Annotated in this window: 21 protein-coding genes; 15 read left to right on the top strand and 6 right to left on the bottom strand. The window is 43.1% G+C overall.

Annotated elements, in window-relative coordinates; genetic code table 11:
• Positions 1 to 11: 11 nt before the first annotated feature.
• The 3 genes from LDO37_RS05350 to LDO37_RS05360 all read left to right on the top strand — a co-directional run bounded on the left by LDO37_RS05350 (position 12) and on the right by LDO37_RS05360 (position 3,348).
• Positions 12 to 932, top strand: coding sequence for an ABC transporter permease (locus tag LDO37_RS05350; protein ID WP_126608305.1), 921 nt, complete (start codon positions 12 to 14; stop codon positions 930 to 932).
• Complete coding sequence (locus LDO37_RS05355) at positions 929 to 1,723, top strand: ABC transporter ATP-binding protein (protein ID WP_101113608.1); 795 nt, start codon at positions 929 to 931, stop codon at positions 1,721 to 1,723. Before LDO37_RS05350 ends, LDO37_RS05355 begins: the two co-directional genes overlap by 4 nt.
• A 164-nt stretch (positions 1,724 to 1,887) precedes the next feature.
• The gene (locus tag LDO37_RS05360; protein ID WP_126608306.1) at positions 1,888 to 3,348 is read left to right on the top strand and encodes a sensor domain-containing diguanylate cyclase; all 1,461 of its coding nucleotides are present in this window, start codon (positions 1,888 to 1,890) and stop codon (positions 3,346 to 3,348) included.
• A gap of 83 nt (positions 3,349 to 3,431) precedes the next feature.
• Here the strand turns inward: LDO37_RS05360 and dusC are convergent, their stop codons facing one another.
• On the bottom strand, positions 3,432 to 4,394 hold the full coding sequence (gene dusC, locus LDO37_RS05365; protein ID WP_126608307.1) for a tRNA dihydrouridine(16) synthase DusC: 963 nt from the start codon (positions 4,392 to 4,394) through the stop codon (positions 3,432 to 3,434).
• Positions 4,395 to 4,547: 153 nt separating this feature from the next.
• Between dusC and LDO37_RS05370 the strand changes: the two genes are divergently transcribed.
• Positions 4,548 to 5,141, top strand: coding sequence for a YecA family protein (locus tag LDO37_RS05370; protein WP_126608308.1), 594 nt, complete (start codon positions 4,548 to 4,550; stop codon positions 5,139 to 5,141).
• Between the two features lie 109 nt (positions 5,142 to 5,250).
• Here the strand turns inward: LDO37_RS05370 and dsbB are convergent, their stop codons facing one another.
• Positions 5,251 to 5,781: a disulfide bond formation protein DsbB gene (gene dsbB / locus LDO37_RS05375; protein WP_126608309.1), complete on the bottom strand. Its 531-nt coding sequence runs from the start codon at positions 5,779 to 5,781 to the stop codon at positions 5,251 to 5,253.
• A gap of 78 nt (positions 5,782 to 5,859) precedes the next feature.
• Positions 5,860 to 7,443 carry a Na(+)/H(+) antiporter NhaB gene (gene nhaB / locus LDO37_RS05380; RefSeq protein ID WP_126608310.1) on the bottom strand — a complete coding sequence of 528 codons (1,584 nt, stop codon included), beginning with the start codon at positions 7,441 to 7,443 and terminating at the stop codon, positions 5,860 to 5,862.
• 637 nt (positions 7,444 to 8,080) lie between these two features.
• On the opposite strand from nhaB, the gene fadR reads away from it, so the two are divergent.
• Positions 8,081 to 8,920: a fatty acid metabolism transcriptional regulator FadR gene (gene fadR, locus LDO37_RS05385; RefSeq protein ID WP_126606744.1), complete on the top strand. Its 840-nt coding sequence runs from the start codon at positions 8,081 to 8,083 to the stop codon at positions 8,918 to 8,920.
• 100 nt (positions 8,921 to 9,020) lie between these two features.
• On the opposite strand, the gene LDO37_RS05390 is transcribed toward fadR, so the two are convergent.
• A complete protein-coding gene (locus LDO37_RS05390; protein ID WP_126606745.1) occupies positions 9,021 to 9,881 on the bottom strand; it encodes a hypothetical protein in 861 nt (286 codons plus the stop codon).
• 274 nt (positions 9,882 to 10,155) lie between these two features.
• Positions 10,156 to 12,222 carry a methionine--tRNA ligase gene (gene metG, locus LDO37_RS05395; RefSeq protein WP_126606746.1) on the bottom strand — a complete coding sequence of 689 codons (2,067 nt, stop codon included), beginning with the start codon at positions 12,220 to 12,222 and terminating at the stop codon, positions 10,156 to 10,158.
• A 160-nt stretch (positions 12,223 to 12,382) separates the two neighbouring features.
• Between metG and apbC the strand changes: the two genes are divergently transcribed.
• Positions 12,383 to 13,456, top strand: coding sequence for an iron-sulfur cluster carrier protein ApbC (gene apbC / locus LDO37_RS05400; protein ID WP_126606747.1), 1,074 nt, complete (start codon positions 12,383 to 12,385; stop codon positions 13,454 to 13,456).
• A gap of 111 nt (positions 13,457 to 13,567) precedes the next feature.
• Here apbC and LDO37_RS05405 read toward each other — a convergent pair whose 3' ends face one another.
• A complete protein-coding gene (locus LDO37_RS05405; protein WP_126606748.1) occupies positions 13,568 to 16,753 on the bottom strand; it encodes a CBM96 family carbohydrate-binding protein in 3,186 nt (1,061 codons plus the stop codon).
• A 309-nt stretch (positions 16,754 to 17,062) separates the two neighbouring features.
• Between LDO37_RS05405 and murQ the strand changes: the two genes are divergently transcribed.
• The 9 genes from murQ to LDO37_RS05450 all read left to right on the top strand — a co-directional run bounded on the left by murQ (position 17,063) and on the right by LDO37_RS05450 (position 25,857).
• A complete protein-coding gene (gene murQ, locus LDO37_RS05410) occupies positions 17,063 to 17,986 on the top strand; it encodes an N-acetylmuramic acid 6-phosphate etherase (protein WP_126609844.1) in 924 nt (307 codons plus the stop codon).
• Positions 17,987 to 18,020: 34 nt separating this feature from the next.
• Positions 18,021 to 18,503 carry a PTS N-acetylgalactosamine transporter subunit IIB gene (agaV, locus tag LDO37_RS05415; protein WP_126609843.1) on the top strand — a complete coding sequence of 161 codons (483 nt, stop codon included), beginning with the start codon at positions 18,021 to 18,023 and terminating at the stop codon, positions 18,501 to 18,503.
• A 2-nt stretch (positions 18,504 to 18,505) separates the two neighbouring features.
• Positions 18,506 to 19,279: a PTS N-acetylgalactosamine transporter subunit IIC gene (agaW, locus tag LDO37_RS05420; protein WP_126609842.1), complete on the top strand. Its 774-nt coding sequence runs from the start codon at positions 18,506 to 18,508 to the stop codon at positions 19,277 to 19,279.
• A 1-nt stretch (position 19,280) separates the two neighbouring features.
• Positions 19,281 to 20,117, top strand: a complete 837-nt coding sequence (locus LDO37_RS05425; RefSeq protein ID WP_126609841.1) for a PTS system mannose/fructose/sorbose family transporter subunit IID — start codon at positions 19,281 to 19,283, stop codon at positions 20,115 to 20,117.
• Between the two features lie 66 nt (positions 20,118 to 20,183).
• Positions 20,184 to 20,618, top strand: a complete 435-nt coding sequence (gene agaF / locus LDO37_RS05430) for a PTS galactosamine/N-acetylgalactosamine transporter subunit IIA (protein ID WP_126609840.1) — start codon at positions 20,184 to 20,186, stop codon at positions 20,616 to 20,618.
• A 168-nt stretch (positions 20,619 to 20,786) separates the two neighbouring features.
• The gene (locus tag LDO37_RS05435; RefSeq protein ID WP_126609839.1) at positions 20,787 to 21,614 is read left to right on the top strand and encodes a sulfite exporter TauE/SafE family protein; all 828 of its coding nucleotides are present in this window, start codon (positions 20,787 to 20,789) and stop codon (positions 21,612 to 21,614) included.
• Positions 21,615 to 21,640: 26 nt separating this feature from the next.
• Positions 21,641 to 22,492 carry a MurR/RpiR family transcriptional regulator gene (locus LDO37_RS05440; protein WP_185829937.1) on the top strand — a complete coding sequence of 284 codons (852 nt, stop codon included), beginning with the start codon at positions 21,641 to 21,643 and terminating at the stop codon, positions 22,490 to 22,492.
• 251 nt (positions 22,493 to 22,743) lie between these two features.
• On the top strand, positions 22,744 to 23,385 hold the full coding sequence (gene udk, locus LDO37_RS05445) for a uridine kinase (RefSeq protein ID WP_101113618.1): 642 nt from the start codon (positions 22,744 to 22,746) through the stop codon (positions 23,383 to 23,385).
• Between the two features lie 138 nt (positions 23,386 to 23,523).
• Positions 23,524 to 25,857 (top strand): AsmA family protein, encoded by a 2,334-nt coding sequence (locus LDO37_RS05450; protein ID WP_126609837.1) that lies wholly within the window; start codon positions 23,524 to 23,526, stop codon positions 25,855 to 25,857.
• Positions 25,858 to 25,996 lie beyond the last annotated feature (139 nt).

The raw sequence follows: 25,996 nt of genomic DNA on the forward strand, positions 1-25,996 counted from the left end.
AGGGAGTTGTTATGTCTGCTTTTGCATTTTTTGGAGCCCTTGAAATTGGGCTCGTTTATGGATTAGTTGCACTGGGTGTTTACTTAACGTTTAGAGTTCTAGATTTTCCGGATTTGAGTGTAGACGGTAGCTTCCCGATGGGGGCTGCCGTTGCTGCTACTGCTATTGTGGCAGGAATTGACCCGTGGGTTGCAACAGGCATGGCAATTATTGCAGGTGCAGCAACGGGGTGGGTTACGGCGTTCTTAGCCGTGAAATGTGGAATACTGCATCTTTTAGCCTCAATATTAACCATGATCGCCGCGTTTTCTATCAATATCCGTATTATGGGTCGACCGAATATGGCGTTGATAGGCGAAAATACAATCCTTACGCCATTTGAAGCGTTAGGCGATTCAATGTACGTGCGTCCAATTGTGGTTGGGGTATTGGTTTTACTGTCGGCAATTTTCGTTGTACGTCTTCTAAATAGTGATTTTGGGTTAGGTCTTAGAGCGACAGGTGTCAATGCAAGAATGGTGGCATCGCAAGGTGCGAGCACGGCATTTTATACCTATTTCGGCTTAGCGTTATCAAATGGCTTCGTTGGATTTTCTGGAGCACTGTTTGCTCAAACAAACAGCTTTGCAGATGTCACTTCGGGGGTAGGTACCATCGTTGTTGGGTTAGCGGCAGTTATACTTGGGCAGACGTTAATCCCAGGCCGCAAAATTTGGGTGGCGGTTGTAGCCGTTATCGTTGGTTCAGTACTCTATAGGCTTGCAGTGGCATTTGCATTAAGTACAGGTATGTTTGGGCTGCAAGCTTCAGACTTGAACCTGGTCACCGCAGTGTTGGTTGCTTTGGCTCTGATTGCGCCAAAGCTGAAAGGAAACCTTAACGCAAAAAAGGGCGGTAAGCCTGCAAAGTCTGAATCTAAGGAGGTAGCATGATCCAGCTCGACAATATTCAAGTTACCTTTAACGCAGGTACTATTTTAGAAAACAGAGCTTTAAGAGGTGTCTCTCTTACTGTTCCTGAACATGAATTCCTTACCGTTATTGGTTCCAATGGTGCGGGTAAATCTACCTTGCTTGGGGCCGTAACTGGTGAAACACCAATGGCGGGTGGCAGTGTCATCATTGATAACGTTGACGTGACTCGCCAAACCGTTGACCAACGCGCGAGCCAGTGTGCACGAGTGTTTCAAGATCCTCTGGCTGGTACATGTGGCGATCTCACCATTGAAGAGAATATGGCGCTAGCTTATATGCGTGGTAAGCGCCGCGGGTGGAGCTTTTCTTTATCATCAAAACGACGAAAACTGTTCCAAGAGCGAATCAGTATTCTGGGCTTAGGCTTAGAGGACAGGTTAGGGGATAACATTGGTCTGTTATCGGGTGGGCAGCGTCAAGCTGTTAGTCTCGTTATGGCAACGTTATCGGAGAGTAAACTTCTACTTTTAGATGAGCATACCGCTGCACTGGATCCTCGTATGGCGGCATTCATTATCGATTTGACGAAGCGGATTGTGAATGAATTCAATTTAACGGTAATGATGGTTACTCACTCTATGAAAGACGCGTTAGCGTGTGGTGATAGAACGGTCATGCTTCACCAAGGTGAGGTTGTGTTGGATGTTGCCGGAGATGAACGAGCAAACATGTCTGTCCCTGACTTACTCGAAATGTTCTCTAAAGTACGTGGTGAGGAACTTGCTGATGATAGCTTATTGCTAAATTAATTCTTTTCTTAAGAGATAAGTCACTCAACGTAAACGTAAACCCTCTTTAGCACAAAGAGGGTTTTTTCTTTTATTAAGATGCTGTTAATATTGCGCTTTCGTTCAAAATTGGCGCGTTATTTTTATATGTGTTTTAAAACACTTTATTTTTGTCTGGGGTTCATATGATGTCGACCCAGCACATGAGCTTAAGATATGTATTTCTCATCCCAGCAATATTTGCTATTGGCATGTTGTTGATGGTGGCTATAAATTACTTCGAACGAAATGAAAAAAGGGTAGAGCGCGAATACAAACGGGTTGAAAACGCCATTCATCGTTCGGTGAAAATTCTGACTTCGCTTGATTACACTCTTTCTACTCACTATCAGAACGAAAACTTTCCTCACTTTCAGCATAACTCTCAAGTTAATAATGGTGTCTGCCATGTTTGGCCTATCGAAGCGCTGGTTCTAGCACAGGATAAAAACCTAAACATCCCGGCTGTGGATATTAGCTATATGATCTCGGGCGACCAATCAATGTGCCGTCGAGGTTCTGCATTAAATAGACACGCAGTAGAAATGATGGACTTAGCGCCGATGCTGTCATTTCTACACGATCTTGACGAACATATATTGGGTATTTATTACGTTGCTGAAGAGGGGTTAGTGATTTCTTCCCCTGATACTTTAGCGAAAAATATTGATCGGTCTTCAATTGAGCATTTTAAATCTCAACCATTCTGGTATTTGACCAGTCGCAATTCAGATTCGATAACCGTTACAGGTCCAGTTGAAAACGCAAATGAGCTCGAAAGGGTGCTCACGTTGTCTTTGCCCGTTAGTCAGGGAGAGGATTTTAAAGGCGTGGTGTCGTTAGAAATTAAAACCGATCTGCTTTTGAGTTCGGGGTCTTCACTGAGTGAAAGATTGCACTTGGTGCACAACGAGCAGCTTCACAACGTACGTGATAGACACTTTGTGTACCCATTATCTATTCAAGGGGTGGCGTTTGAGCATACGCTGTTTTATGAGTCAGATTTTGCCGATGAGTTATTGTCTCTACTCCATGAAGAACGAAATGCTGTCTTCATCATTGCGATTATCTACATTTTAACCGTGATCAGCCTGTTTTATTTGAATTTGAACTTCGAGCGCCGTTACTTTCAAAATTTAGCTGAAAAAGATTCAATGACAGGACTACTCAATCGGAGAGGACTGGAAATTGAATTTAAAAAGCCGTGTCGTTATCAGTTTGAAGGTATTGCAGTATTTGATATTGATAACTTCAAGAAGATAAACGACACATATGGTCATGAAAAAGGAGACGAAGTGATCTGCTTTGTCGCCGATCAGATGCGTGCTGTACTAAGGGAAATGGATGCAGTGTCTCGATTTGGGGGTGAGGAGTTTGTCGTATACATAAGAGCGAATAGCCCGCAGCTTATTGTCGACATTGCTCATCGAATTCAAAAGCAAGTCGCCAGTCAATCCCACGAGCTTCTTGAGTGCGGTTTTTCTTTATCTGGCGGCGTGTGTGTCGAAGATCATCGAGAGCAGGCAAGCTTGAAAGATTTGGTTAAGTCTGCGGATAAAAAGCTCTACTACGCAAAGGAGTCTGGAAAAAATCAGGTGATCTTTTGAGGATGTTTTTAGTACCTTAAATAGAAAATAGCGAGAGTGACTTTCCTTTCGCTATTTTTCATTTTACAGAGTATATGTCGTGATTAAATTGCACTCACACTCTGCATTGTATCTCGGTATCGCTGTATGTGATCTACAATCGGTGCCGCTTTATTAAAGGTTCGGATGTCACGGAACAAAGCCGCAGCTTCAGGGTACTCTTGTCTCAGATACGAAAACCACTGTTTTACTCGGTTAGGGTAGTACAGCCCTTTGTCACCTTGGATTTCATATTCTGAATACTGAAGTAGCAGGTCAACGACGTCGTGCCACGGCATAGGTTGGTGATTGTGCTTTACTACATTTCCAAGGTTAGGCACGTTGAAGGCACCTCGACAAACCATAAGTGAGTCGATTCCTGACATTTCAATACAGCGTTGCCCATCTGCGTAATTCCATATCTCACCATTTGCGATCAAAGGGACACGGGCTTTCTGTTTTAGCTTCGCTAAGTATTCCCATTTGATTTCACTGGCTTTGTAACCCCCTGATTTCGTTCTAGCATGTACCGTGATCTCGTTAGCACCGGCTTGTGTAATGGCATCGACGATTTCAAAGCAATCATTCGGGTCTTCCCATCCAAGCCGAATTTTTGCTGTGACTGGGACAGTTGGGTCTATGGCATCTCGGCACGCTTTAACCACTTGATAAATCAGCTCAGGATGCTGCAACAAAGCGGCACCACCCTTACTCTTGTTAACCATTTTAGCTGGGCAGCCAAAGTTAAGGTCAATTCCATCGGAACCGAGATTTACGGCTCTAAAGGCATTTTCAGCCATCCAGTTGGGTTCTTGACCAAGTAACTGTGTACGAACAGGCGTACCCGATTTGGTTTTACTCCCGGTATTGATTTCTGGGCAGATACGGGTAAAAACGTGGTCTGGTAATAGCTGATCAATCACACGCACGAATTCTGTAACGCACAGGTCGTAATCGTTTATGTTGGTCAGAATTTCACGCATTAGATGATCTAATACGCCTTCCATTGGTCCAAGTATTACACGCATAGTTTTTACCTTGTTTTAGGGCTGCGCGATTGTATGCGAGAAGCTTATTGAATGCAAAATCGGTGGTGATTTGACAAGCAAAACAGTGGTATCTGGTTTCTTCAAATGACTTGGGTATAATCCCCACCAACATACAGAAACAAGATAAACAAAATGTACCAACTGATTTCTCTGCCGAATGGTTATGATGGTGAAAATGCCTATTTTTACGAGGGTGCAGTGCTGGCTGCTAACTTCGCGACTCAACCGCTGGAACCCAAAAAATGGTTACCTGAAATACAAGCTGAAGAGATAGAGAAGCAGATAGTTGACCAAATAAATAACCAGTATGCGTCGATAAAGTCTAGCGAATATAGACCGTCTGAATGGGCGAATGATAAAGAAGCGTTTGCCGATTTCTCTGAAGGCTTTATGTCGGTGTGGGCTATCATTGAAGAACAATGGCTTGAATCACAAGTCTCTGACGGTACTGCGCGGATGTTACAAGCCCTGCTTACCACATTTATGTTGGGGATTGACGAAGAGCAAACCCGTGAGCAAATGAAACAAGCAGGGGTAGATAACCCCCCTCGATTGGAAGAACTATTACCGCAGTTGGATATTATGACTTCAGAAGTGGCGATGGCGGCTGATGAGCTAATGACTGGCGCTAAATCACAAAGCGTGAATCCATATAAAACCGTTGGAAGAAATGACGTGTGCCCGTGTGAAAGTGGCAAGAAATTTAAGAAATGTTGCGGTCGTTAGTTTAATCGTTATCCTCTAGCTTCCCCTATAAAAGATAAAGCGCCTACGCGGCGCTTTATCTTCCAATACTCAAGCATCTTTATAAATCGAAGGCTTGTAGAATCTATTCTTAAAATAATGATCTTGGCTTTCTAGCGAATTGAGAAACAACCACAACCGCCAACGCAACTAACATACCAGCAAAAATAACGACTAACCATTGAGGCATAGACAGTGTTAGGAATTGCCACACAACCTTACTGCAATCGCCATATGCGTTGAATACTGATGGCATCCACTCATGAAGTGGTGCCCATTCAGGGAAAGAGACGAAAATATCGCAGGTAGCAAAAGGGGAAGGATTAAATTGATAATCGACATGCTGTAGCGAAAGCATTAAGCCTTTATAAGCGCTGGCTCCCCATCCAAAAAATCCGAGCCAACGAACGATGACGTTTTTAGGGTTTAGCATACCCAAAATAGCCGCGAAGCCCACTCCCATCATAGCAACGCGCTCGTAGATACACATTACACATGGAGCCAACATCATAACGTGCTGAAAGTACAAAGCCGTAGCTTCCAGTGCCACGATAGAAATCAGCAGAATAAGCCATGACAGGCGACTCTCTGAAAATTGTTTGATTGCATATAAAGCGTTCAAGGTAATGTATCCTTATAAAAAAAGCTCTGATAACTCAGAGCTTTTTATCTTGAATAAGTTCTCTATTCAACAAAAAAATTAATGTCCTTGTGACGAACTTACCGCTTCGCCTACATGATGAGATATCCACCCCATCTCATAGAAACTTGCCGTAAATGGCTCAAGCAGGAATGCGATACCGAACAAACCCACAATAGCAAGAACAAAGGTGTACGGCAGTGCCATGATAACCATGCGGCCGTACGACAAACGAATAAGCGGTGCTAACGCTGAAGTCAACAAGAACAAGAATGCAGCTTGACCGTTTGGTGTCGCGACAGAAGGAAGGTTAGTTCCGGTATTGATGGCGACAGCTAGTAGGTCAAATTGATCACGAGTAATTATGCCTTCAACGAGTGCGGATTTAACTTCGTTGATGTAAACCGTGCCGACAAATACATTGTCAGACACCATAGAAAGCAAGCCATTCGCGATATAGAACATGATCATTTGCTGACCACCTTCCAATGCAAGTACGGCATCGATTACTGGCTTAAACAGTTCTTGGTCGATGATGACAGCAACAACAGCAAAGAAAACAGCGAGAAGGGCGGTAAACGGCAGCGCTTCTTCAAATGCTTTACCTAGTGAGTGCTCTTCAATAACCCCTGTGAATGCTGTAGCTAGAATGATGACACTTAAGCCGATTAAACCGACTTCCGCTAAGTGGAACATCAGACCAATGATAAGCCATAGTGCAATTAAGCCTTGGATAACAAGTTTCGCAATATCTTGTTTATTTCGGCGCTTACGTTGCTCGTTATCGAAATCCACTAGAATTTTTCTAACGCTTGCAGGTAAATCCGTGCCGTAGCCACATACTTTAAACTTCTCAACTAAAGCACAGGTAATAAGTCCGCAGAAGAATACAGGTAGAGTCACTGGCAACATGCGAATCATGAACTCACCAAACTGCCAACTTGCTTGGTCTGCAATGATCAGGTTTTGAGGTTCACCTACCATCGTCATTACTCCGCCCAGAGCAGTACCGACGCCAGCATGCATAAGTAGAGAGCGTAAAAATGAGCGGTAGTTTTCTAAGTCATCACGAGTAACTTCACACAAGTGGTCATCACTAGTGTGGTCGTGGTTAGCTTGAGAGCCCTTACCTGAGGCGACTTTGTGATATATCGAATAGAAGCCAACGGCCACAGAAATTACAACGGCGATAACCGTTAGAGCATCAAGAAATGCTGAAAGGAAGGCAGAAACAAAGCAGAACGCTACAGACAGCATAACCTTAGAGCGCACACCAAGCAGTATCTTCGTAAAGATGAAGAGCAAAAGCTCCTTCATGAAGTAGATACCCGCAACCATGAACACTAACAAGAGAAGAACCGGAAGGTTCGCTTCTAATTCATGGTAAACCTGATTTGGGCTGGTCATCCCAATCGCAACTGCTTGAATAGCTAAAAGACCACCAGGCTGAAGTGGGTAGCATTTTAAAGCCATAGCCAATGTAAAGATAAACTCGATGATGAGCATCCAACCAGCAATGAACGGGTCTACAAAGTAAAATACAATTGGGTTAATAATAAGAAAGGCAATAATGGCAAGCTTGTACCAATCTGGTGCTTTGCCTAGAAAGTTCTTAATGAACGCGTTTCCGAGTGACATCGGCATGATAAGACTCTTTTATTGTAAATTCGACACTGAGAGTGTGTCTCGATCCCTGACTATGAAATGCGGGATTTCATAAAAAATCATATCTTAAACAGTGACTTAGGAAAACAACTTCGATGGAAACCTCTGTAGCCTTGCCAAGTCACTCCTTGAGAAAGACAAGCACTCCTATACTTTCGACCGCAACTCTACTCCTACGTAATATTTAGTCAACCTAAAAATGTTTAAAATAGTTAAATTGACAGGCTTTTTTATCAAGAACTAGCGACATCGATTCATAGAATAGTACGAACTTTAACTTCTGCTTACACTTTTACCCTTGCCTAGCTTAACCATCAAAATAATGCACTTTAGCAGTAGAATGCAGGTGTTTTTGCCGAAATTAGGCTAAATTTCCATGTAAAATTAAGTCATTTTCATGCTTCGGGTAAGTATTTTATTTCGTTGCTTGATTGTTAAAATTGTTGAAAAATGAGATTTGACTCACAATGAGTGCGCTAATCTATCTCAGAATAAAAAAATCTAACGCGTAATCTCACAAACAAAGCAGGAATACACAGGGTTATTTTCTGAATTGTGCAAGTAGTGGTATGATGAGTGCAATTTTACGTTATAAACGCACCGGAAACCCGAATTCATGGTTATAAAGGCAAAAAGCCCAGCAGGTTTTGCTGAGAAGTACATTATTGAAAGTATTTGGAAGGGGCGCTTCCCTCCTGGCTCTATCCTACCGGCGGAGCGCGAGCTTTCTGAATTGATTGGCGTAACAAGAACGACGTTAAGAGAAGTATTGCAGCGTCTTGCTCGTGATGGGTGGCTAACCATTCAGCATGGTAAACCGACCAAAGTTAACCAATTTATGGAAACCTCGGGTCTGCATATTCTAGATACGCTAATGACCTTGGATGCGGATAACGCAACCAGTATTGTTGAAGATCTTTTGGCTGCACGTACCAATATCAGCCCAATCTTTATGCGTTATGCCTTTAAAGCCAATAAAGAAACGTCGTTAAAGACAATTCAAGGTGTGATTGATTCGTGTGAACAACTATTAGAATCGGATAATTGGGATACGTTTGTTGAAGCGTCGCCTTACGCCGATAAAATTCGTGCTAACGTAAAAGATGACAACGAAAAAGATGAAGAAAAGCGTCAAGCTATTTTGATTGCCAAAACGTTCAACTTTTACGATTACATGTTGTTCCAACGTCTTGCCTTCCATTCCGGAAACCAGATCTACGGGCTTATCTTTAATGGTCTGAAGAAGTTGTATGATCGCGTCGGTAGCTATTACTTCTCTAACCCTGAAGCACGAGATCTTGCATTGAACTTCTACAAACAATTGCATGAAGTGTGCGAGTCTGGTTCTCGTGATCAATTACCGATTGTTATTCGCCATTACGGGCTTGAAAGTGCACAAATCTGGAATAAGATGAAAGTGACACTACCGACGAACTTTACCGAAGACGACAGTTAAAGCGTTGTCGCTTAAAGCAATTGTCGCTCAGAGAAATAGATATTCATAACCCGCTTTTGGCGGGTTTTTTCATTCTAGGGCATATGGCTGTTCATAGGCTCTAAAGGGAAGCTTGTGAATGACGAGCATTGAGGTGGTTTAAAGGTAATATTTCCGGTAACGGCTCATAGAGTTCTTCGCAGATAGTGCTGATAACGTAGTCGTAAGCACTAAACAAGAATGCTGATATCCCATTGGTGAGTTTGTATAGGCTTTCCGTATCGATGAATTCATGGTCGCTAGATTCTTCTGTAAGAGCGCTTAATACATCGTTTAGTTTTAGCTGGACATCGGATGAAACAGGAACGGCACAACTCAAGCCTATTTGGGTTAGCCGCCTTTGAATTAAATGTCCGTAATGCAGGTAACGTCGTTTTCCTGCTTCTGTTTCAATTCCCTGAATACATACCCTCAGTTGCGTTAGACACTCCATAGCTTCGCAAATCAACTGCCAGTCATGGTGATACTGATCTGTCATGTCGTCACGATAAGCTTCAATCATCCAAGTGATGATGGACTCGTCCATAAGGTAGAGGCATTGGCGGATGACTTTACCGTGTGATACTTGGTTACGATTGACGCTATGGGTTCTCCACTCTTTACACATCAAAGTTAGGTTAATTAGGAGCACGCGATATTTTGCTTTGTTTGAGTTATCGCTGATTTTTTTAGCTTGCACGGCGAGTGATTTGATTTGCTCTTTTAACTTGAATAAGGACTTTAACGTTGCGTGCGATGCTTGATTACCTTCGGTAAGTACTTGATGTGTCAATGTACGATGTGCTCGGCATAATTGAATAATTTGACGCAAAAGATGTAGACCGTCGAGGTGGCGTTGGTCATTTTCTGCCTTTGCTTGGCTGCGTAGAAACAACGCTACAATACAAACGGATATAACCGTTAAGCTGATTAGTATAAACATACACGCCTCCCCAAGTTGATTAGTCTATAGAGTGCATACTCAGTGCCAAATTTTTACTTATTTAAAATCAAAGAATTAGATTTATTCGTTTTTCAGGTCATGTCTAGGAGTAGTGCAATTGCACCAATTTTGGGAGTGGTTTTACGTAAAGTTGGTCTTTGAGAAAATTACGATGATTAGGTGAGTGGGTGATTAGGTGAATGGATATAAAAAAACCGCCTGCAAACTAGGCGGTTTTAATTTTAGTGTGTAGTCACTTACTAGGTGTGGTCACTTACATCACTCGCATGCCAGGTTTAGCACCTTCATGCGGCTCAAGTAACCATAAATCACTGCCTCCAGGACCCGCTGCGAGAACCATTCCTTCAGACATACCGAATTTCATCTTGCGAGGTTTTAGGTTTGCAACCATAACCGTGTGCTTACCAACAAGGTCTTCCGGCTTGTAGGCTGACTTGATACCTGAGAATACTTGACGCGTTTCGCCACCAATGTCGAGTGTCAACTTAAGCAATTTATTTGCTTTTGGCACTTCTTCGCACTCAACGATTTTCGCAATGCGTAAGTCCACTTTAGCGAAATCATCAAATTCGATTTCGTCTGCAATAGGGTCTTTGCTCAGCTCAGTTTCTGTTTGCGCTTCTTGAGATTTTTCAGCAACGGCTTTCTCAGCTGCCGCTACTTCTTTAGATGCTTCAACCATCGCCTCTACTTTCTTAGGATCGATTCGGTTGAATAGTGCTTTGAACTTCGTGATTTCATGGCCCGTTAATGGTTGTGCAATGCCTTCCCACGTTAGCTCATCATTTAAGAAGCCTTCAGTGCGATCGGCAAGTGCTGGCATTACCGGCTTTAGGTAAGTCATCAGAACTCGGAACAAGTTAATACCGACGGAGCAGATATCTTGAAGTTCTTTGTCTTTGCCTTCTTCTTTAGCGACAACCCAAGGTGCCTTTTCATCGACGTATTGGTTGGCTTTATCGGCAAGTGCCGTCACTTCACGAATTGCACGGCTAAATTCACGTGATTCATACAGCTCTGCGATGCGATCTGCCGCTGATACGAACTCACTATAGAGTTCTGGTTCAGCGAAATCATCTGAAAGTTTGCCTTCAAAACGTTTCGTGATAAAGCCAGCGTTACGAGAAGCTAGGTTTACAATCTTGTTCACGACGTCAGCGTTAACACGTTGAGTGAAATCTTCAAGGTTGAGATCTAAGTCGTCTATGCGGCTGTTTAGCTTCGCAGCGTAGTAGTAGCGCAGGCATTCTGGATCTAAGTGATCAAGGTAAGTACTTGCTTTGACAAACGTCCCCTTCGACTTGGACATCTTCGCACCGTTCACTGTAACGTAACCGTGAACGAATACGTTGTTTGGTTTGCGGAATCCAGATCCTTCTAGCATTGCTGGCCAGAATAGGCTGTGGAAGTAAACAATGTCTTTGCCGATGAAATGGTAAAGCTCTGCGTTGCTGTCTTTCTTCCAGTATTCGTCGAAATCCAAATCATCACGCTTGTCACATAGGTTTTTGAACGAACCCATGTAACCGATAGGGGCGTCTAGCCAAACGTAGAAGAATTTATTTTTCTCACCTGGAATTTCAAAGCCGAAATACGGCGCATCGCGAGAGATATCCCACTGTTGCAAACCGGATTCGAACCATTCCTGCATTTTGTTGGCAGTTTCAGATTGCAGCGAACCAGAGCGAGTCCACTCTTTTAACATGCTCTCAAATTGAGGCAGGTCGAAGAAGAAGTGCTCAGAGTCTTTCATAATTGGGGTTGACCCCGATACAGCAGACTTCGGATCAATAAGCTCTGTTGGGCTGTAGGTTTCACCACAATTGTCGCAGTTATCACCGTATTGGTCATCAGACTTACATTTCGGGCACGTGCCTTTTACGAAACGGTCTGGTAAGAACATTTCCTTCTCTGGATCAAACAGCTGAGAAATTGTACGGCTGGAAATGAAACCATTTTTCTTGAGCTGCAGGTAAATGTGAGAAGCCAGCTCGCGGTTCTCTTCAGAATGCGTGCTGTGGTAGTTGTCAAAGCTGATATCAAATCCAGCGAAATCTTTTTGGTGCTCTTCACTTACAGCAGCGATCATCTCTTCTGGCGTAATACCCATCTGTTGTGCTTTAAGCATAATTGGCGTGCCGTGAGCATCGTCTGCACAGATGAAATTAACAGTGTTGCCACGAAGGCGCTGATAACGAACCCAGATATCCGCTTGGATATGCTCAAGCATATGTCCAAGGTGGATAGAACCGTTTGCATACGGTAGGGCACAAGTTACCAGTATTTTCCTTGTAGTAAGGTTTTTTGGATCGGTTGCCATACTTGTTATTCGCTTTAGATAGGTATTAATGTGATAGCCGCTAATAGTACCTTAAGCAGCAGCTTACTCCAACCCGCAGACTAGGCGTATATCCTAGTTTTTTCAGGGTTCTTTGCGAAAGAATGAAGTGTTAGGATGGACAAAAATAATTGGAGGTAATATGGAACAATTTCAATCAAAAGAAGCCCTGTGCCAGTGGCTAGGACAATACCGACATCCAATGCTGATCGATGGATGGAGCCAGACTCCTGGAATTGTGTCTGTTTTGGCGAGTGGTGTGATTAAGATTGAGATTCCATTTATCAATAAAGCGCTGCAGCAAAGCCTGAAAAATTGGATTGAAGATCAAATTAAATCCAGTTCTATACCTGCTTTTGAATACAACATCGTAGGTAACGTAAAAGCGATGCAAACCACCGTGTTAGCGGAAGTAAAAGGTGTTAAGAATATCATCGCAGTTACGTCTGCTAAAGGAGGCGTAGGTAAGTCAACGACAGCCGTGAACTTGGCGATGGCGCTCAGTGTTTCTGGCGCGAAGGTTGGAATGTTGGATGCGGATATCTATGGTCCTTCCGTTCCTATTATGCTGGGCACTCAAGGGAAAAAGCCGGATGTCCGAGACAATAAATGGATGCAGCCCGTGCAGGCTCATGGGGTTTATACCAACTCAATTGGCTATCTTGTCGATGAGGCCGATGCCGCCATTTGGCGTGGTCCCATGGCTTCTAAAGCGTTAGCCCAACTGCTTAACGAAACAGAATGGCCGGATTTGGATTATCTTGTTATCGATATGCCACCAGGAACAGGTGATATTCAGCTTACGTTGTCGCAACAGATTCCAGTGACAGGTTCTTTGATAGTGACAACTCCGCAAGATCTTGCGTTAGCCGATGCACGAAAAGGGGCGGCTATGTTTGAAAAGGTCGATGTACCTGTATTAGGCATGGTTGAAAATATGAGTTACCACATATGCAGCCATTGTGGTGAGAAAGAACATATATTTGGTGATGGTGGCGCAAGCCAAATGGCTCAAGAGTTTGGTTTGGCGCTACTGGCACAAATTCCACTGCATATTTCCGTTAGAGAAGATCTTGACAATGGTGCGCCGACTGTTGTATCTCGCCCTGAATCACCTCATTCCGATATTTATCGCTTGCTAGCTGAAACCGTTGTAAGCCGTTTGTATTGGCAAGGTAAAGCCAAGCCAGATGCAATAAGTTTTGTGGCAGTGTAACTACAACGGGTAATGTCGCTTTTTACATTTTCAAACCTCATTTAGCCTAAACTTTGATAGAAATACCCCCAATCAGAAGATGGTTCGGGGGCATTATTTGGTTGTTTGAGGTTAGTAGCTTGAGATGATTAACCTTGGTGGTTCAAAAGCGCTATCTTTACTGTAGAACGTCGCATATTTGTTGCCACCTTGTTCTAGACTGTACAGCCTCAATGAGATTTGTTCTTTGCCTTGTTCAAGAGCAGCTATAACTAAATCAGTAATATTGATCGAAACAACTTGATCTTGGGTGGTTAGATTTGACGCAATCGGATTAGATGTCCCTCTGTTCAAATTTTTATAAGTCACATCACCTTCACTCCAACTTGAGTCGATTTCCGCTACCCGAAGTGTCATGGCTTGACCAATATTTTTCACTTGAAGAGACAATTCTGCCAGATTTAAAGCGGAAGAATTCAAGTGGCTGATAGGAAACTTCAACACACTCTCACGAGTGTAACTCGATGAATTAGGGTCAAGTTTTACTATTAGGCGTGCATCCTGACCAAAATTAGTGTTGGCTGAACTCCCTCCCTGAATGTAAGCATCTTCAACAACGTTAACTTGTTCAACGATAGGGTCATAATCAATGTTAATGACAGGTCCTGTTTCTGTGCTTTCCTTACTGTTAAAAGTAATCCAATTACTTTGACCGCTGTTTGCTACTAGCAATTTAATGCTGATGGTTGCTCGTCCTTGAGATGAAGCGTCGCGAAGCACTTGAGAAATGTCCCATCTGAATACTCCGTTATTGTTCGTTTCTGCGGCAATCTGATCACCTGAATTTGGTGCTGAATTAGCCGTCACTGATGACTCTTCCCACGCTTGGTCATCTACTTTGTATGCGACAACAGGTTGCGAGCTTCCAGAATTGAACACAGAAAGTTCAAGTGTCGCGGTATTCAAAGCAGAGATATTAACTTGATCTATCGGGAACTTAAGAAGTACGTGGCGACGATAAGATGAATTCGAATCCGCTTTAACAGACAGTTTGTTTGAAGAGCCGTAGTTATCATTTGAATAGCTGCCGAAACGAACAAAAGTATCATCTGAAGCATCTATAACTAAGTCTGGTTGTACTGCTATATCCCCCATGTTCAAAGTAACCGATGATACATTTGTTTGTTGGTAGTTTGGTGCCAACACTTGTTCAGATGCGCCTCCATACGAGTTAAAAAGGCTAACTGAAGCGGATCCATATGTTTGATTGGGGTCAGCAAAGTACAACGTAGGCTGAGCAGAACTGGCGTTGGTTACGATATACATGCCAGGCTTATCAGAAACCAAGGTAAAATCACCATTACTCCATTGCCCGGCTTCTCTTAGGACTAGCTGTAACACGTCGTCTCGCTGATCATACGCGACAAGCGTGTCTCCTTCCTGGTAAGTTGCGAACCGATCACGGGGATTCAGCGTGGATACCGACGCAGCTGTTTGCGCAGGGTAAATGGCGTAACTGAAAGTTTGATTAGTTGGGCGATTACCATGATCTATCCAACTGGTAAACACGGTTCCCGTGATGTCGCGATCACTTTGTGATGCATTCACTCTGGTCCATTGACCAGTACGTTCTTCCACATTGACGTGATACATGCTGTTGTCTAGAGGCAAGTAAGCGATGCCATTATGGAGCAGGTATGACAGCTGATCACCTGAGTAACTTTGTGTACCGCTAGTCATCGTATTGGAGTCGCCATTAGTCAGTCCAATAGTCACCCCACTGCGATACCAGTTTTGATCAAGCGAAGTGGTTACCTGACCATCTTCAACGGAGGTAACGTCTGATGACATGGCAACGATAGCATCGCTAAATACAAAGTTTGCTTTCTTTACTGTCACACCAAATTTGTTCTGGCTATGAACCATAATGGCGTTGTTAGCCGCTGACATTACTCCGGAAAAAGCAATCCCTCGGCTATTCCAGCCCTGATTCATAGATTGACCTTGTCGACCAGTGACGCCAGGTATTTTCAGCCAGTCCCAAAGTGGGAAAATATTGTAGTATTCATCGCCAGATATTCGGATCGAGTGAGAACCCATAGAGATCAGAGATCCCAGTAGGTTTTCACCATTTCCCTGTTCAATAGCCATTGTTCTTGTTGAGTGAGTTAAAGAGGAGTATTGATATGACTGCTCATTTTTTAATAGGTAGTCACCATTCCAGTACCCTTTGACCCCTCGATAAGGCATTTGATCTGAAGAGGTTTGCCCGCTTGTTACCTGGTTCACCAGTTGGAAATGTGCTGCCCTGTCGGGGTTCAACCTCGCTAGCGTTTCTGTTGAAAATCCTCTACCTAGATTATTTTCACGCGAAACACCACCACGTCCACCTGTTAAGTAATCATGGTATCGACCCCGAAATGTAGGGTACATCCCCTGATCCATAAAACTTTCTAACGCGTTTTGGCTGGTTGAACTCATTGAATAGTAGTCACGTGTGTACGATTCAACCTGTAAGGTTCGCATAACCAGTACCCAACCATATGAATTAGTGTTGAGCATCGGTCCGTGAGCAAAAAAGCTCTTGTCTGCATTGATTCCTATGTCCGAGCGACCGATTTCATTCAATGCCTGATTGCTGTAGTAGCTTAGTCTCTCTGAGTTTTCTCGAACCACTCCGCTATACATATTTGCTATAGCTATGTCTATTGCATTTGCTCCGCGTCCGTAACTCCAGTGACTTCTGGCATTCAGATATTTTGCGTTAACCAAAGCCTGATAAGCGGAGGGAGTGACAGGTATATTGTTAGCTTTAACGTATACCAGAAGTTCGCCTACTGGGTGGGGTATACCAATATAATTGAACCACCAGTTTTGGTGGCTATATTGTGCGTCGGCGAATTGCTGCATTCCTGCAGATATGACCGAAAGAAGCGCCGGCTCTGAATTTTGATTGCATTGAGTGTTGGTGTAACACTGTGCCAGTGCTAAAAGCCGATCCAGATGCTCAAGAACGGGCAGTGCTGCTCTGGTTGAAGATACGTAGTCAATATCTGACCATTGCCCCGTTGCGGGATCAAATAGTCCTCCTTCTGATACAGGGATCAACCAGGATCCTACATCGCTGGTTGGTTCATTATTCTCATCGATATAGGCAGCCATCTTCTGAGCAACCCCATTGAGAATTTCGGCTTCATTTGTACTAGGCGCACTTACCTCGGCCAGGGCATCTGTTGTCATTGCTACTACTGTTGGAATAGCTGCAAGCCCTAAAAAAATAGCGAGCGTGCTTTTTTTCAATACACATAGTGTTTTCATGTTTTTCACCTTGTCCCTCTGCTACGGGATAAAATGATTGGACTTTAATTCCCGAACACCACCCTAAGTGCCCCCTACCTGTCGTTTACGAGAATCCGCATTGTGACTACCCAACCCTGTAACGGGTATAAGCAGCTACATTTGCCATTATGTATCATCATTACATAATTAGAAGATATAAATGTACCTTTATGACATAAGTCACATTTATATTAATAAAAATCTCAATGTTCTTTTGTTACATGTATTTTGAGTGTAAATATACTTTCATTACATTGAAGGGTTTGTTTTTAAGTAAGGAAAATCTCTATGCGAGATAGCAATATCGACGCGCTGATAGAAAGAGAAATTAATTCACTCACCGTTGATCTTTCTAAAAGAAGCACAATGGAAGTTCTCAAAACTATTAACGCCTACGACAAAACGGTTGCTGAGTCTATTGAGCAACATCTGCCATCTGTCGAAAAAGCCGTTGACGCAATTTATATGCAGCTACTCAATGGTGGCCGAATTTTTTATGTCGGTGCCGGTACGAGTGGTCGTCTGGCCGTTCTGGATAGTGCCGAATGTCCCCCTACCTTTGGCACTAATCCAGAACTGGTTCAGTCGATCATAGCTGGTGGGTTAGACGCAATGTTGGCAGCGGTAGAAGATGTTGAAGATGATGAAGGGATGTCAATAAAAAACCTGAAAGAGCGCAATCTCGAATCGAAAGATGTCGTGATTGGAATTTCCGCGAGCGGGAGAACGCCTTTTAGCTTGTCTGCACTGGAGTACGCCAACCAGTTGGGGTGTTTGACCATTGCTATATGTACACGTGGCCCCAGCCCGATGGAGAAAGAAGCGCATATAGCCATTGCTCCAGACGTGGGAGCGGAAGTGTTGAATGGCTCGTCTCGCATGAAGAGTGGTACTGCGCAAAAAATGCTGTTGGGGATGATCAGTACTACCGTAATGATTCGTCTTGGCAAGGTGTATAACAACCAAATGATCGATCTCGTCGCCAACAATGAAAAGCTGATTTATCGGGCAGAAAACATTGTAGCTTCGACTTGCCACATTCCTTTAGCCGATGCTAAAGCCTTTTTAGAAAAAGCAGAATATCGCCCACGTGCTGCGGCGCTAATGTGTTTGGGAAATATTTCATATCAGCAGGCACTGACCTGTATCCAGAACGAGTTTCAGACATTAGAAGAACAACTGCTGATTGCCAAGCAAAATTATGACCAATAATTAAGAAACAGAAACAAGGAAGAGAGAACATCTAATGGGTATCAACTTAACGCGAGTCGACAATCGATTGCTGCACGGTCAGGTCGCCGTAGCCTGGAGCCACCATGCCAAAGCTAACCTAATCGTCATTGCAAACGATGACGTGGCCGAAGACGCTGTCCAACAAAACCTGATGACGATGTCTGCGGGAAACATGGGGGTACGCTTTTTTTCAATACAAAAAACAATCGATGTAATCCATAAAGCTTCCCCGGAACAGCACATCATTCTGGTTGTGAGGACACCTCAGGATGTGGTTCGTCTAGTCGAGGGAGGTTTGCCTCTCGACGATATCAACATCGGCAATATGCATTATTCAGAAGGTAAAAAACAAATTCATGTCACCGTTTCTGTGGATAACGATGATATGACGGCTTTCAAACGGCTGAAAGAGCTAGGTGTACATTTTGCCGTCCAACGAATGCCCCATGAGGAAAAGTTGGACATATTTGAACTTTACGAAGCATATAAGGGATAAATATGTTTGAAATCATATTAATAGGATTATGGGCGGCCTTTGCTGGCGTCGATTTCTATAGTGGACAATTCTATTTTGGTCGCCCAATTGTCACGGGACCAGTGGTCGGTCTAATTTTAGGAGATTACCAGACTGGGCTTGCTGTAGGTGCTGCGTTAGAGCTCGCATGGTTAGGGCTCGTGCCTATCGCTGGTGCCCAGCCACCTAACGTGACAATTGGTGCGATAGTTGGAACTGCTTTTGCGGTAAAAGGAAGCTTTGCACCAGAGGTTGTCGTAGGGATCGCACTGCCTTTCGCCATCTTAATGCAGCAATTGATCGTACTTCAATTTACGGTGTTTTCAGGTTTGATGCACAAAGCGGATGGTTTGGCCTCACAAGGTGATGATAAAGGGATAGCCCGTATAAACCATTTGGGAATGCTTTCTTTGGGTACCCTTTATTTCGTAACCGCTGTGCTTCCAGTTTATTTTGGTGAAGAAGTGGCTAACGCCATCATCTCTTATGTTCCAGAAGGGATCATCGCTGGTCTTAAAATTGCCGGCGGTCTGATGCCTGCTCTCGGGTTCGCAATGCTGCTGAAGATTATGTTTAAGAAAGCGTTTATTCCATACTTTGTCGCTGGCTTTGCTGCAATGACCTACCTAAACCTTCCTGTGTTAGCTATTGCTATCTTTGCAACTTGTATTGCCGTTATTGATTACATGACGCGCCAGAGAATAGAAGAGAGTAAACCAGCTGTTGTACACGACCAAAATCAAGGCGGAGGTATTTAAAATGACTGACCAAGTTTCTCAAAACGCGCAAGCATCAGCTGAAGATGTAGCGAATACAGATGTATTGCCAAAGAAAGTGGTAAGGCAAATATTATGGCGCCAGTTGTTTCTTCAGGCATCATTCAATTATGAACGAATGCAGGCATGTGGGTTTCTTTGGGCTATTTCGCCTGGCTTAAAACATATCCACAAACAAAAAGAACGCTTGGGCGAATCTATGCGCGCGCATATGGATTTTTTCAATTCCCATACCTATCTCGTTACCTTCATTTTAGGTTTGGTGTTGGCAATGGAGCAAAGCAAGCAAAAAGTAGAAACCATACGCGCTTTTAAAGTAGCGGCCATGGGACCGATTGCTGGTGTAGGCGACGCCATGTTTAACCTGACGTTGAAACCCATTAGTGCGGCTATTGCGGCATCACTGGCGTTAGATAATGTGTACTTGGCTCCAATATTTTTCTTATTGCTGCTAAATGTGACGCGTCTGAGTATTCAAATTCCGCTGTTTAATTACGGGTACAAATCAGGCCTTAAAGCACTGGATAAGATTAAAGATCATACCGTTGCAATGGCACGCTCCGCAACCATCGTAGGTATCATGGTAATTGGCGCAATGTCTGCGCAATTCGTAAAACTAAAAACCACAGCGTCAATAGGGTATGCAGAGACAACATTCAGCATCCAAACCGATTTATTGGATAAGATCGTTCCAAATATCCTTCCTGTACTGTTTGTACTACTGACGTATCGACTACTCATGAAAGGGCTTTCGCCAACGAAGATTATTTTCTTAATGATTTTGTTCGGTATTGGTGGCCACTACATCGGAGTTTTATAACCAATATCAATCAACCTGTGCGGGATACCACCCGCATTTGTTATTCGAATTTTATAAGGGCAACAAATGATAGCGGTAATTCTTGTGGGTCATGGCTGTTTTGGCTCCGGTTTGGGGCAAGCGGTAAATCAAATCATTGGGTTTCAGGAAAACTTCTCTTTCATCGATTTTGTGGAAGGCATTTCCGTGCCAGAACTTGAGGCATTGATGTTGAGTGACTTAGAGCGATTGGATACAAGCAAGGGGGTTGTATTTTTGACTGATTTACTTGGAGGGAGCCCCTTCCGAGTTGCGTCACAGATTGCACTTGAAAGAGATAATGTTGAAGTTATCTCAGGGACTAACCTTCAACTGTGTGTAGAGATGTTGCTTGAACGAGACGAGATGAAACTAACGGAGTTTGCTCAAACCGCATTGACCTGTGGTCACAATGGTCTGACTCGATTGGCTGATGAGCTAGAGAAACAGACGCATGTGACAGACGTAGATGAAGGCATCTAGCCTACTTTCCTTAAGCCTGTTTATTTAACCAAAAGCTGCAGATACAGAATCTGTGGCTTGTCTGAAAGCCAGTTGATTCTCATATACAAAGACGTCGCTGAACTAGGCACCTTTAGGTTACTTGGGTATAAGTTCATTAAAAAACATTAGCATCCAGGGTTTTCATGAATGGAACTTGTTCAATTTTTACTTGAGGACGCCACGTTTTACACGGCTATTCTTAAGCTTATTATCGGTTTGATACTTGGGGTAGCTATGGGGCTAACAGGCGTTGGTGGCGGTATTCTTATCATTCCTCTCCTTCAGTTTGTCTTTGGTATGGAACCAATCTTATCAGTAGGAACGGCTAGCTTGATCGCGTCGCTAGTTAAGGTCAATGCCAGTATCTTTCACATTAAGGCGGATAACGTTGACTGGTGTAGTGTAAGGGGTATTTTGCTTGGTGCGATCCCCGCAGGTGTAGGCAGTGCATATGCTGTAATACACCTAAATCGTCACGCAGAGTACAACCTGTTGATTTCCAATAGTGTCCAAATTTTGATCGTTGCTGTCATGTTTTTTGCACTCTATCTGTTGGTGAATAAATATTTATCGATTCAGAAACGGAACATCCCTCAATGTTCGGAGAAAAATAGATCTCTCCAGCGAGTTGTTTTATCTGGGGGGCTTTGTGGTTTAGTGATAGGAACGACAGGCGTTGGAGGAGGTATTTTGTTACTGCCTGTTCTGAACAGCCACCTCGGCATCAGTATTAAAAAGTCGGTTGGGTCATCAATTGTTATTGCTTTAGTTTTGTCCTCTAGCACTTCGTTTATTTATGCTCAAGGTGGAGAAAGTGATATTCCGACGGCATTAATGCTCGTTCTAGGTTCCTTTGTTGGTGTTCCGATCGCAACGAGTTTGCTTAAACAGTTCTCGGAAGCTACTGTGTATTTGGTCACACTAAGCGTGATATGTGTGAGCATATTGATTATGATGTTAACCAACATGTTTTAGGCTCAGGTACCATTTCAGGCGTCTTTATGTCAGATCTTATTCCAAGGTTAGAAATGCTTTCCGTACACGGCAGTGATGCAGAAAAGAAAATTTCTGGATTTCTGTTAAACGACAAAAAAAATAATATATCCACTCTAAGTGCTGTAGCGCTGGGTAATCAATGTGATGTGAGTAATGCTTCAGTTATTCGATTTGCGCAGAATTTAGGCTACAAAGGATATTCAGAGTTCAAGCTAGAGTACTTAGCCGCACAAAAACACAGTGTCGGTGAGATTTTATACAATGATGTACGTTTAGATGATTCTCCCTCAGACATTATCCAGAAAGCAGGATACCTTTTTAGTAAAAATGTCGAGAATTCAATCAAGGTTGTAGAGCCGGAAACGCTTGAACGCTTAGCGAACGTTATGGTGCAAGCTGAAAGAATAGCATTGTTTGGCGTTGGTTCTTCTGGTGTTGTGGCGTCTGATGCCTACCAAAAGCTTATCCGAATCAACAAAAATGTTCTGTTTAATTCCGATACGCATGTGCAGCGCGCCTACGCAAGTATGTTGACGGATAAAGATTTGGCGTTGGCTTTTACGACGCGGGGTCAAACGAAAGAAGTGGTTCAGTCACTGGAGATCGCCCAAGCGGGAGGATGTCAGATTGCTGCAATAACAAGGTATGGAAAAACACCTACTTCCAAATTGTCAGATCTGGCACTGTCCTTCGCCTATGAAGAGCGTCATCATGAGTTGGGGATGATAACGCCTCAACTTTCTCAAATGATGATATTCGATATATTATACTTCCGTATTACGGCTTTAATGGGCGATACAGCGGCATCTTCACTAAAGCGAATTCGTAACAATTTCCCTAATATTGTCTCAAAATGAAACGTTAGCCGAAGAGTTTAAAATGCTTCGGCTAATGAGTTCTTCTTATGCAATCAATACAATGTTTCTCACTGAAAAGCCTCACCTTAGAATACTCTGCTTGAAAACCAAACAACCATGCATATTAATGCTTATTATCAATAGATATTAATGATAATTTCGACACTCTATACTGGTATTAAGTATTGTATCTCCCTATAATCGGGCGGTTTAACCCAACTCAGCTACCAAATTAGTATCAGGTGCTATACATGTCTAATAACAATCAATGCGTCATCGTGGGAATTGCTGGCGCTTCTGCCTCAGGAAAGAGCTTAATCGCGAGTACAATCTACAACGAACTTCGTGCGAAGGTCGGTGACGATCATATTGGTGTGATTACGGAAGATTGCTACTACAAAGATCAAAGTCATCTGAGCATGGAAGAGCGTGAAAAAACCAATTATGACCACCCAAATGCGCTTGATCACGATTTGCTTTGTAAGCACCTAGAGCAATTGATTCAAGGGAATGCGGTAGAAGTACCCGAGTACAGTTACCCAGAACATACACGCACAGCGACTACAACGTCGTTAACGCCTAAAAAAGTGATCATCTTGGAAGGTATTCTTCTTCTTACGGATCCACGTTTACGCGATTTAATGCACGCGACAGTCTTCATGGATACACCATTAGATATCTGTTTACTTCGCCGCGTAAAACGCGATGTAGAAGACCGTGGTCGCTCTATGGAATCTGTGCTTAAGCAATACCAAGACACGGTTCGTCCTATGTTCATGCAATTCATTGAGCCTTCTAAGCAATATGCCGACATCATTGTTCCTCGTGGCGGCAAGAACCGAATTGCGATTGACGTTTTGAAAGCACATATAGCCAAACTACTAAAAAGCTAAGCGGTGCGGTGACTCAGGATTGTCAAAGTTCTGATAAATCGGAAAAAATTCATAACAAAAAGTGGCGCATTATGCGCCACTTTTGTATGTTTGAGGTAATTTAAATATATCTCCGGTCGCAGATTCAAGGAATCCAGGATGAAGAAGCTACTTCTTTTCATTGCAGTACCAATCACTTTGATTGTTGTTGCTCTACTTGCCCTCATTATTTTTGTTAACCCCAACCAATTTAAACCCATGATTGTCGAACAGGTTCAGAAGAATACTGGAATGACACTAGTGATTGAAGGGGATATTGGTTGGCAACTTTTTCCTAGCTTGGGGTTTAGTGTTGGTCAAACAGAATTAAGAAATCCAGAAGGCTTTTCATCACCCAATTTGTTAAAAGTCGACCAAGTGGGCTTAGCCATTGAAGTGACACCGCTACTAAGCAATCAACTTGTTATTGGTAATGTGATTCTTGATGGTGCGGAAGTGGCGCTAGAAACACTAAAAGATGGGCGTTCTAATCTGGATGCTCTTACTCAATCTGGTCAAGGTGACTCTGCCAAAGTTGAAAACCAGCCAGAAACAGCTCCAACTTCCCAAAGCCCAGAGACGAGTACTGAACCTTCAGCACTTGAGCAATGGCAAGTATCTGTTGCTGGCATTACCATTTCCAATGCAAAAGTGACGGTATCAGATAAGCAAGTAGGAAGCCTGTTAACACTGAGTGATGCTAATGCTTCGCTGTCAGAGTTTGAATTTGGCCAGTGGAGTAAGCTGACATTTGATGTAACAGGAGCACAGAATCAACAGAGTTTCTCTGCTGAAGGGCAAGTGGAATTCCAACTCTCTCAAGATCTTAAACAGTATGAATTGCGAAACGTCGATCTGGATGCAGGAGTGGAAGATAAATCTTTAGGGCTAAACGCTAAGGCAACACTTTCTCTGCCCGCTTTTGCTCTTGGAGAGTGGAATAGCATTGAATTTGATGTGAGTGGACAAAACCAACAACAGAATTTCGCCGCTAAAGGTGGAACCGAATTCTTCCTTTCAGAAGACTTTCAAGACTACCAACTGCGTAAGTTAGGTGTTAATGCTTCGTTCAGTGACCCAACAAACAAGGTCGAACAATTTCGCTTGGATTTAGCGACGTTTGCTTTTGATAAATCTAACGATCTTTCTTACAAACTTGCTGGTGATTTAGCAGGATTGAAAGTGGATTCAGAGGGCGCATTGAGCGTAGTTATCGACAAAGCCATTTCTAAGATTAAAGTGCAGAAAATTAAGTTATCAAACAACCTAGAAGGAGATGCACTTCCTCAATCACCAATGAAAGTAGACTTAGATGCAGGTGTGACATTTGACGTTAAGAAAAGTCATTTAGCATTGGCGTTAACCAAACTGACAGCAAATGACATTCAACTTGACGGTGACGCCAGTGTAACTTTGTCTGCGATCCCTCAAGTCAATTTCAATTTGCATAGCCCGAATATCGACTTAGACGCATTCCTTGGCTTGAATACACAACCGAAAGAGTCCGGTACTGGTGGATCCCCAGAGGGTAATGATACATCTGCGGGTAAAGAAGCGCCTAAAGCGCCAGAAGTTGAACCTGATTTGAGTGCTTTGAAACTAGTTAATGCGAAAGGAAAGCTGGTTATTGATAAGTTCAAAGCGAACAATGCGAAATTGCAAAAGGTCACGACTCAGTTCACGTTGAAAAATGGTGTTCTCGATCTTTCGCGTTTTAGTGCCAACTTATACGAAGGAAGTATTTCGACCAAAGCAAGGTTGGATGCAAGAAAGTCCGCGCCTTCTTATAGTATTAATGGTGGAGTGAAAGGGGTAAAAGTACAGCCCCTGATGATCGATGTTATCGATAACAACTTGTTAGAAGGTACGGGCAATATTGATCTGGCGTTAAATGGTCAAAGCTTGAAGCCTACAGCGCTACAAGAAAACCTAAAAGGTACGGTAAAAATCAACTTTGCGGACGGTGCTGTGTATGGTGTCAACTTACCTCACCTTATTCGTACGAATTATGCGAAGTTTAAAGGGCAGGACGTATCCGCGGTAGAAAACGTAGAGAAAACCGATTTCTCTGCAATGACTGCCACGTTGAAGCTGAATAAAGGCGTTGTATCTACAGACAATCTCAACATGCAATCCCCACTGCTGCGTATTACGGGTAAAGGAAACGCCAACTATATCAAGCAAAATGTAGACATGCTGATTCGTACTTCGATTGTTGGGTCTTTGAAAGGGCAAGGCGGGGAAACTATCGATGACTTGAAAGATGTTACGATCCCTGTGCAGATCACAGGAGCGTGGGCAGATCCCAAATTCAAATTGGTTTTCGATGATGTCCTGAAGCAAAAAGCGAAGAAAGAAGCGGAGCGCGGAATCAAAAAATTGTTAGGGGATAAAGTTAAACCTGATCAATCTAAAGATATCGCAGATAAGCTGCTTAAAGGCTTATTCAATTAAAAGAAAATAGTTTTGTAAAAAGCGCACTATCTCGCAAGACAGTGCGCTTTTTTATTGCAATAAAATCCTATCCTTTGGAGCGTGAATCTCATCACAAGCGATATGAAAATTTGTGTTTATGATAAGTTTAATAATGCGA

Source organism: Vibrio penaeicida, from assembly GCF_019977755.1.
GTDB classification, from domain to species: Bacteria; Pseudomonadota; Gammaproteobacteria; order Enterobacterales; family Vibrionaceae; genus Vibrio; species Vibrio penaeicida.

What these genes read in the sequence shown, in the direction of transcription:
- LDO37_RS05350 (WP_126608305.1), top strand. Translation starts at nt 12, where the DNA reads ATGTCTGCTTTTGCATTTTTTGGAGCCCTTGAAATTGGGCTCGTTTAT.
- LDO37_RS05355 (WP_101113608.1), top strand. Translation starts at nt 929, where the DNA reads ATGATCCAGCTCGACAATATTCAAGTTACCTTTAACGCAGGTACTATT.
- LDO37_RS05360 (WP_126608306.1), top strand. Translation starts at nt 1,888, where the DNA reads ATGATGTCGACCCAGCACATGAGCTTAAGATATGTATTTCTCATCCCA.
- dusC (WP_126608307.1), bottom strand. Translation starts at nt 4,394, where the DNA reads ATGCGTGTAATACTTGGACCAATGGAAGGCGTATTAGATCATCTAATG.
- LDO37_RS05370 (WP_126608308.1), top strand. Translation starts at nt 4,548, where the DNA reads ATGTACCAACTGATTTCTCTGCCGAATGGTTATGATGGTGAAAATGCC.
- nhaB (WP_126608310.1), bottom strand. Translation starts at nt 7,443, where the DNA reads ATGCCGATGTCACTCGGAAACGCGTTCATTAAGAACTTTCTAGGCAAA.
- fadR (WP_126606744.1), top strand. Translation starts at nt 8,081, where the DNA reads ATGGTTATAAAGGCAAAAAGCCCAGCAGGTTTTGCTGAGAAGTACATT.
- LDO37_RS05390 (WP_126606745.1), bottom strand. Translation starts at nt 9,881, where the DNA reads ATGTTTATACTAATCAGCTTAACGGTTATATCCGTTTGTATTGTAGCG.
- metG (WP_126606746.1), bottom strand. Translation starts at nt 12,222, where the DNA reads ATGGCAACCGATCCAAAAAACCTTACTACAAGGAAAATACTGGTAACT.
- apbC (WP_126606747.1), top strand. Translation starts at nt 12,383, where the DNA reads ATGGAACAATTTCAATCAAAAGAAGCCCTGTGCCAGTGGCTAGGACAA.
- LDO37_RS05405 (WP_126606748.1), bottom strand. Translation starts at nt 16,753, where the DNA reads ATGAAAACACTATGTGTATTGAAAAAAAGCACGCTCGCTATTTTTTTA.
- murQ (WP_126609844.1), top strand. Translation starts at nt 17,063, where the DNA reads ATGCGAGATAGCAATATCGACGCGCTGATAGAAAGAGAAATTAATTCA.
- agaV (WP_126609843.1), top strand. Translation starts at nt 18,021, where the DNA reads ATGGGTATCAACTTAACGCGAGTCGACAATCGATTGCTGCACGGTCAG.
- agaW (WP_126609842.1), top strand. Translation starts at nt 18,506, where the DNA reads ATGTTTGAAATCATATTAATAGGATTATGGGCGGCCTTTGCTGGCGTC.
- LDO37_RS05425 (WP_126609841.1), top strand. Translation starts at nt 19,281, where the DNA reads ATGACTGACCAAGTTTCTCAAAACGCGCAAGCATCAGCTGAAGATGTA.
- agaF (WP_126609840.1), top strand. Translation starts at nt 20,184, where the DNA reads ATGATAGCGGTAATTCTTGTGGGTCATGGCTGTTTTGGCTCCGGTTTG.
- LDO37_RS05435 (WP_126609839.1), top strand. Translation starts at nt 20,787, where the DNA reads ATGGAACTTGTTCAATTTTTACTTGAGGACGCCACGTTTTACACGGCT.
- LDO37_RS05440 (WP_185829937.1), top strand. Translation starts at nt 21,641, where the DNA reads ATGTCAGATCTTATTCCAAGGTTAGAAATGCTTTCCGTACACGGCAGT.
- udk (WP_101113618.1), top strand. Translation starts at nt 22,744, where the DNA reads ATGTCTAATAACAATCAATGCGTCATCGTGGGAATTGCTGGCGCTTCT.
- LDO37_RS05450 (WP_126609837.1), top strand. Translation starts at nt 23,524, where the DNA reads ATGAAGAAGCTACTTCTTTTCATTGCAGTACCAATCACTTTGATTGTT.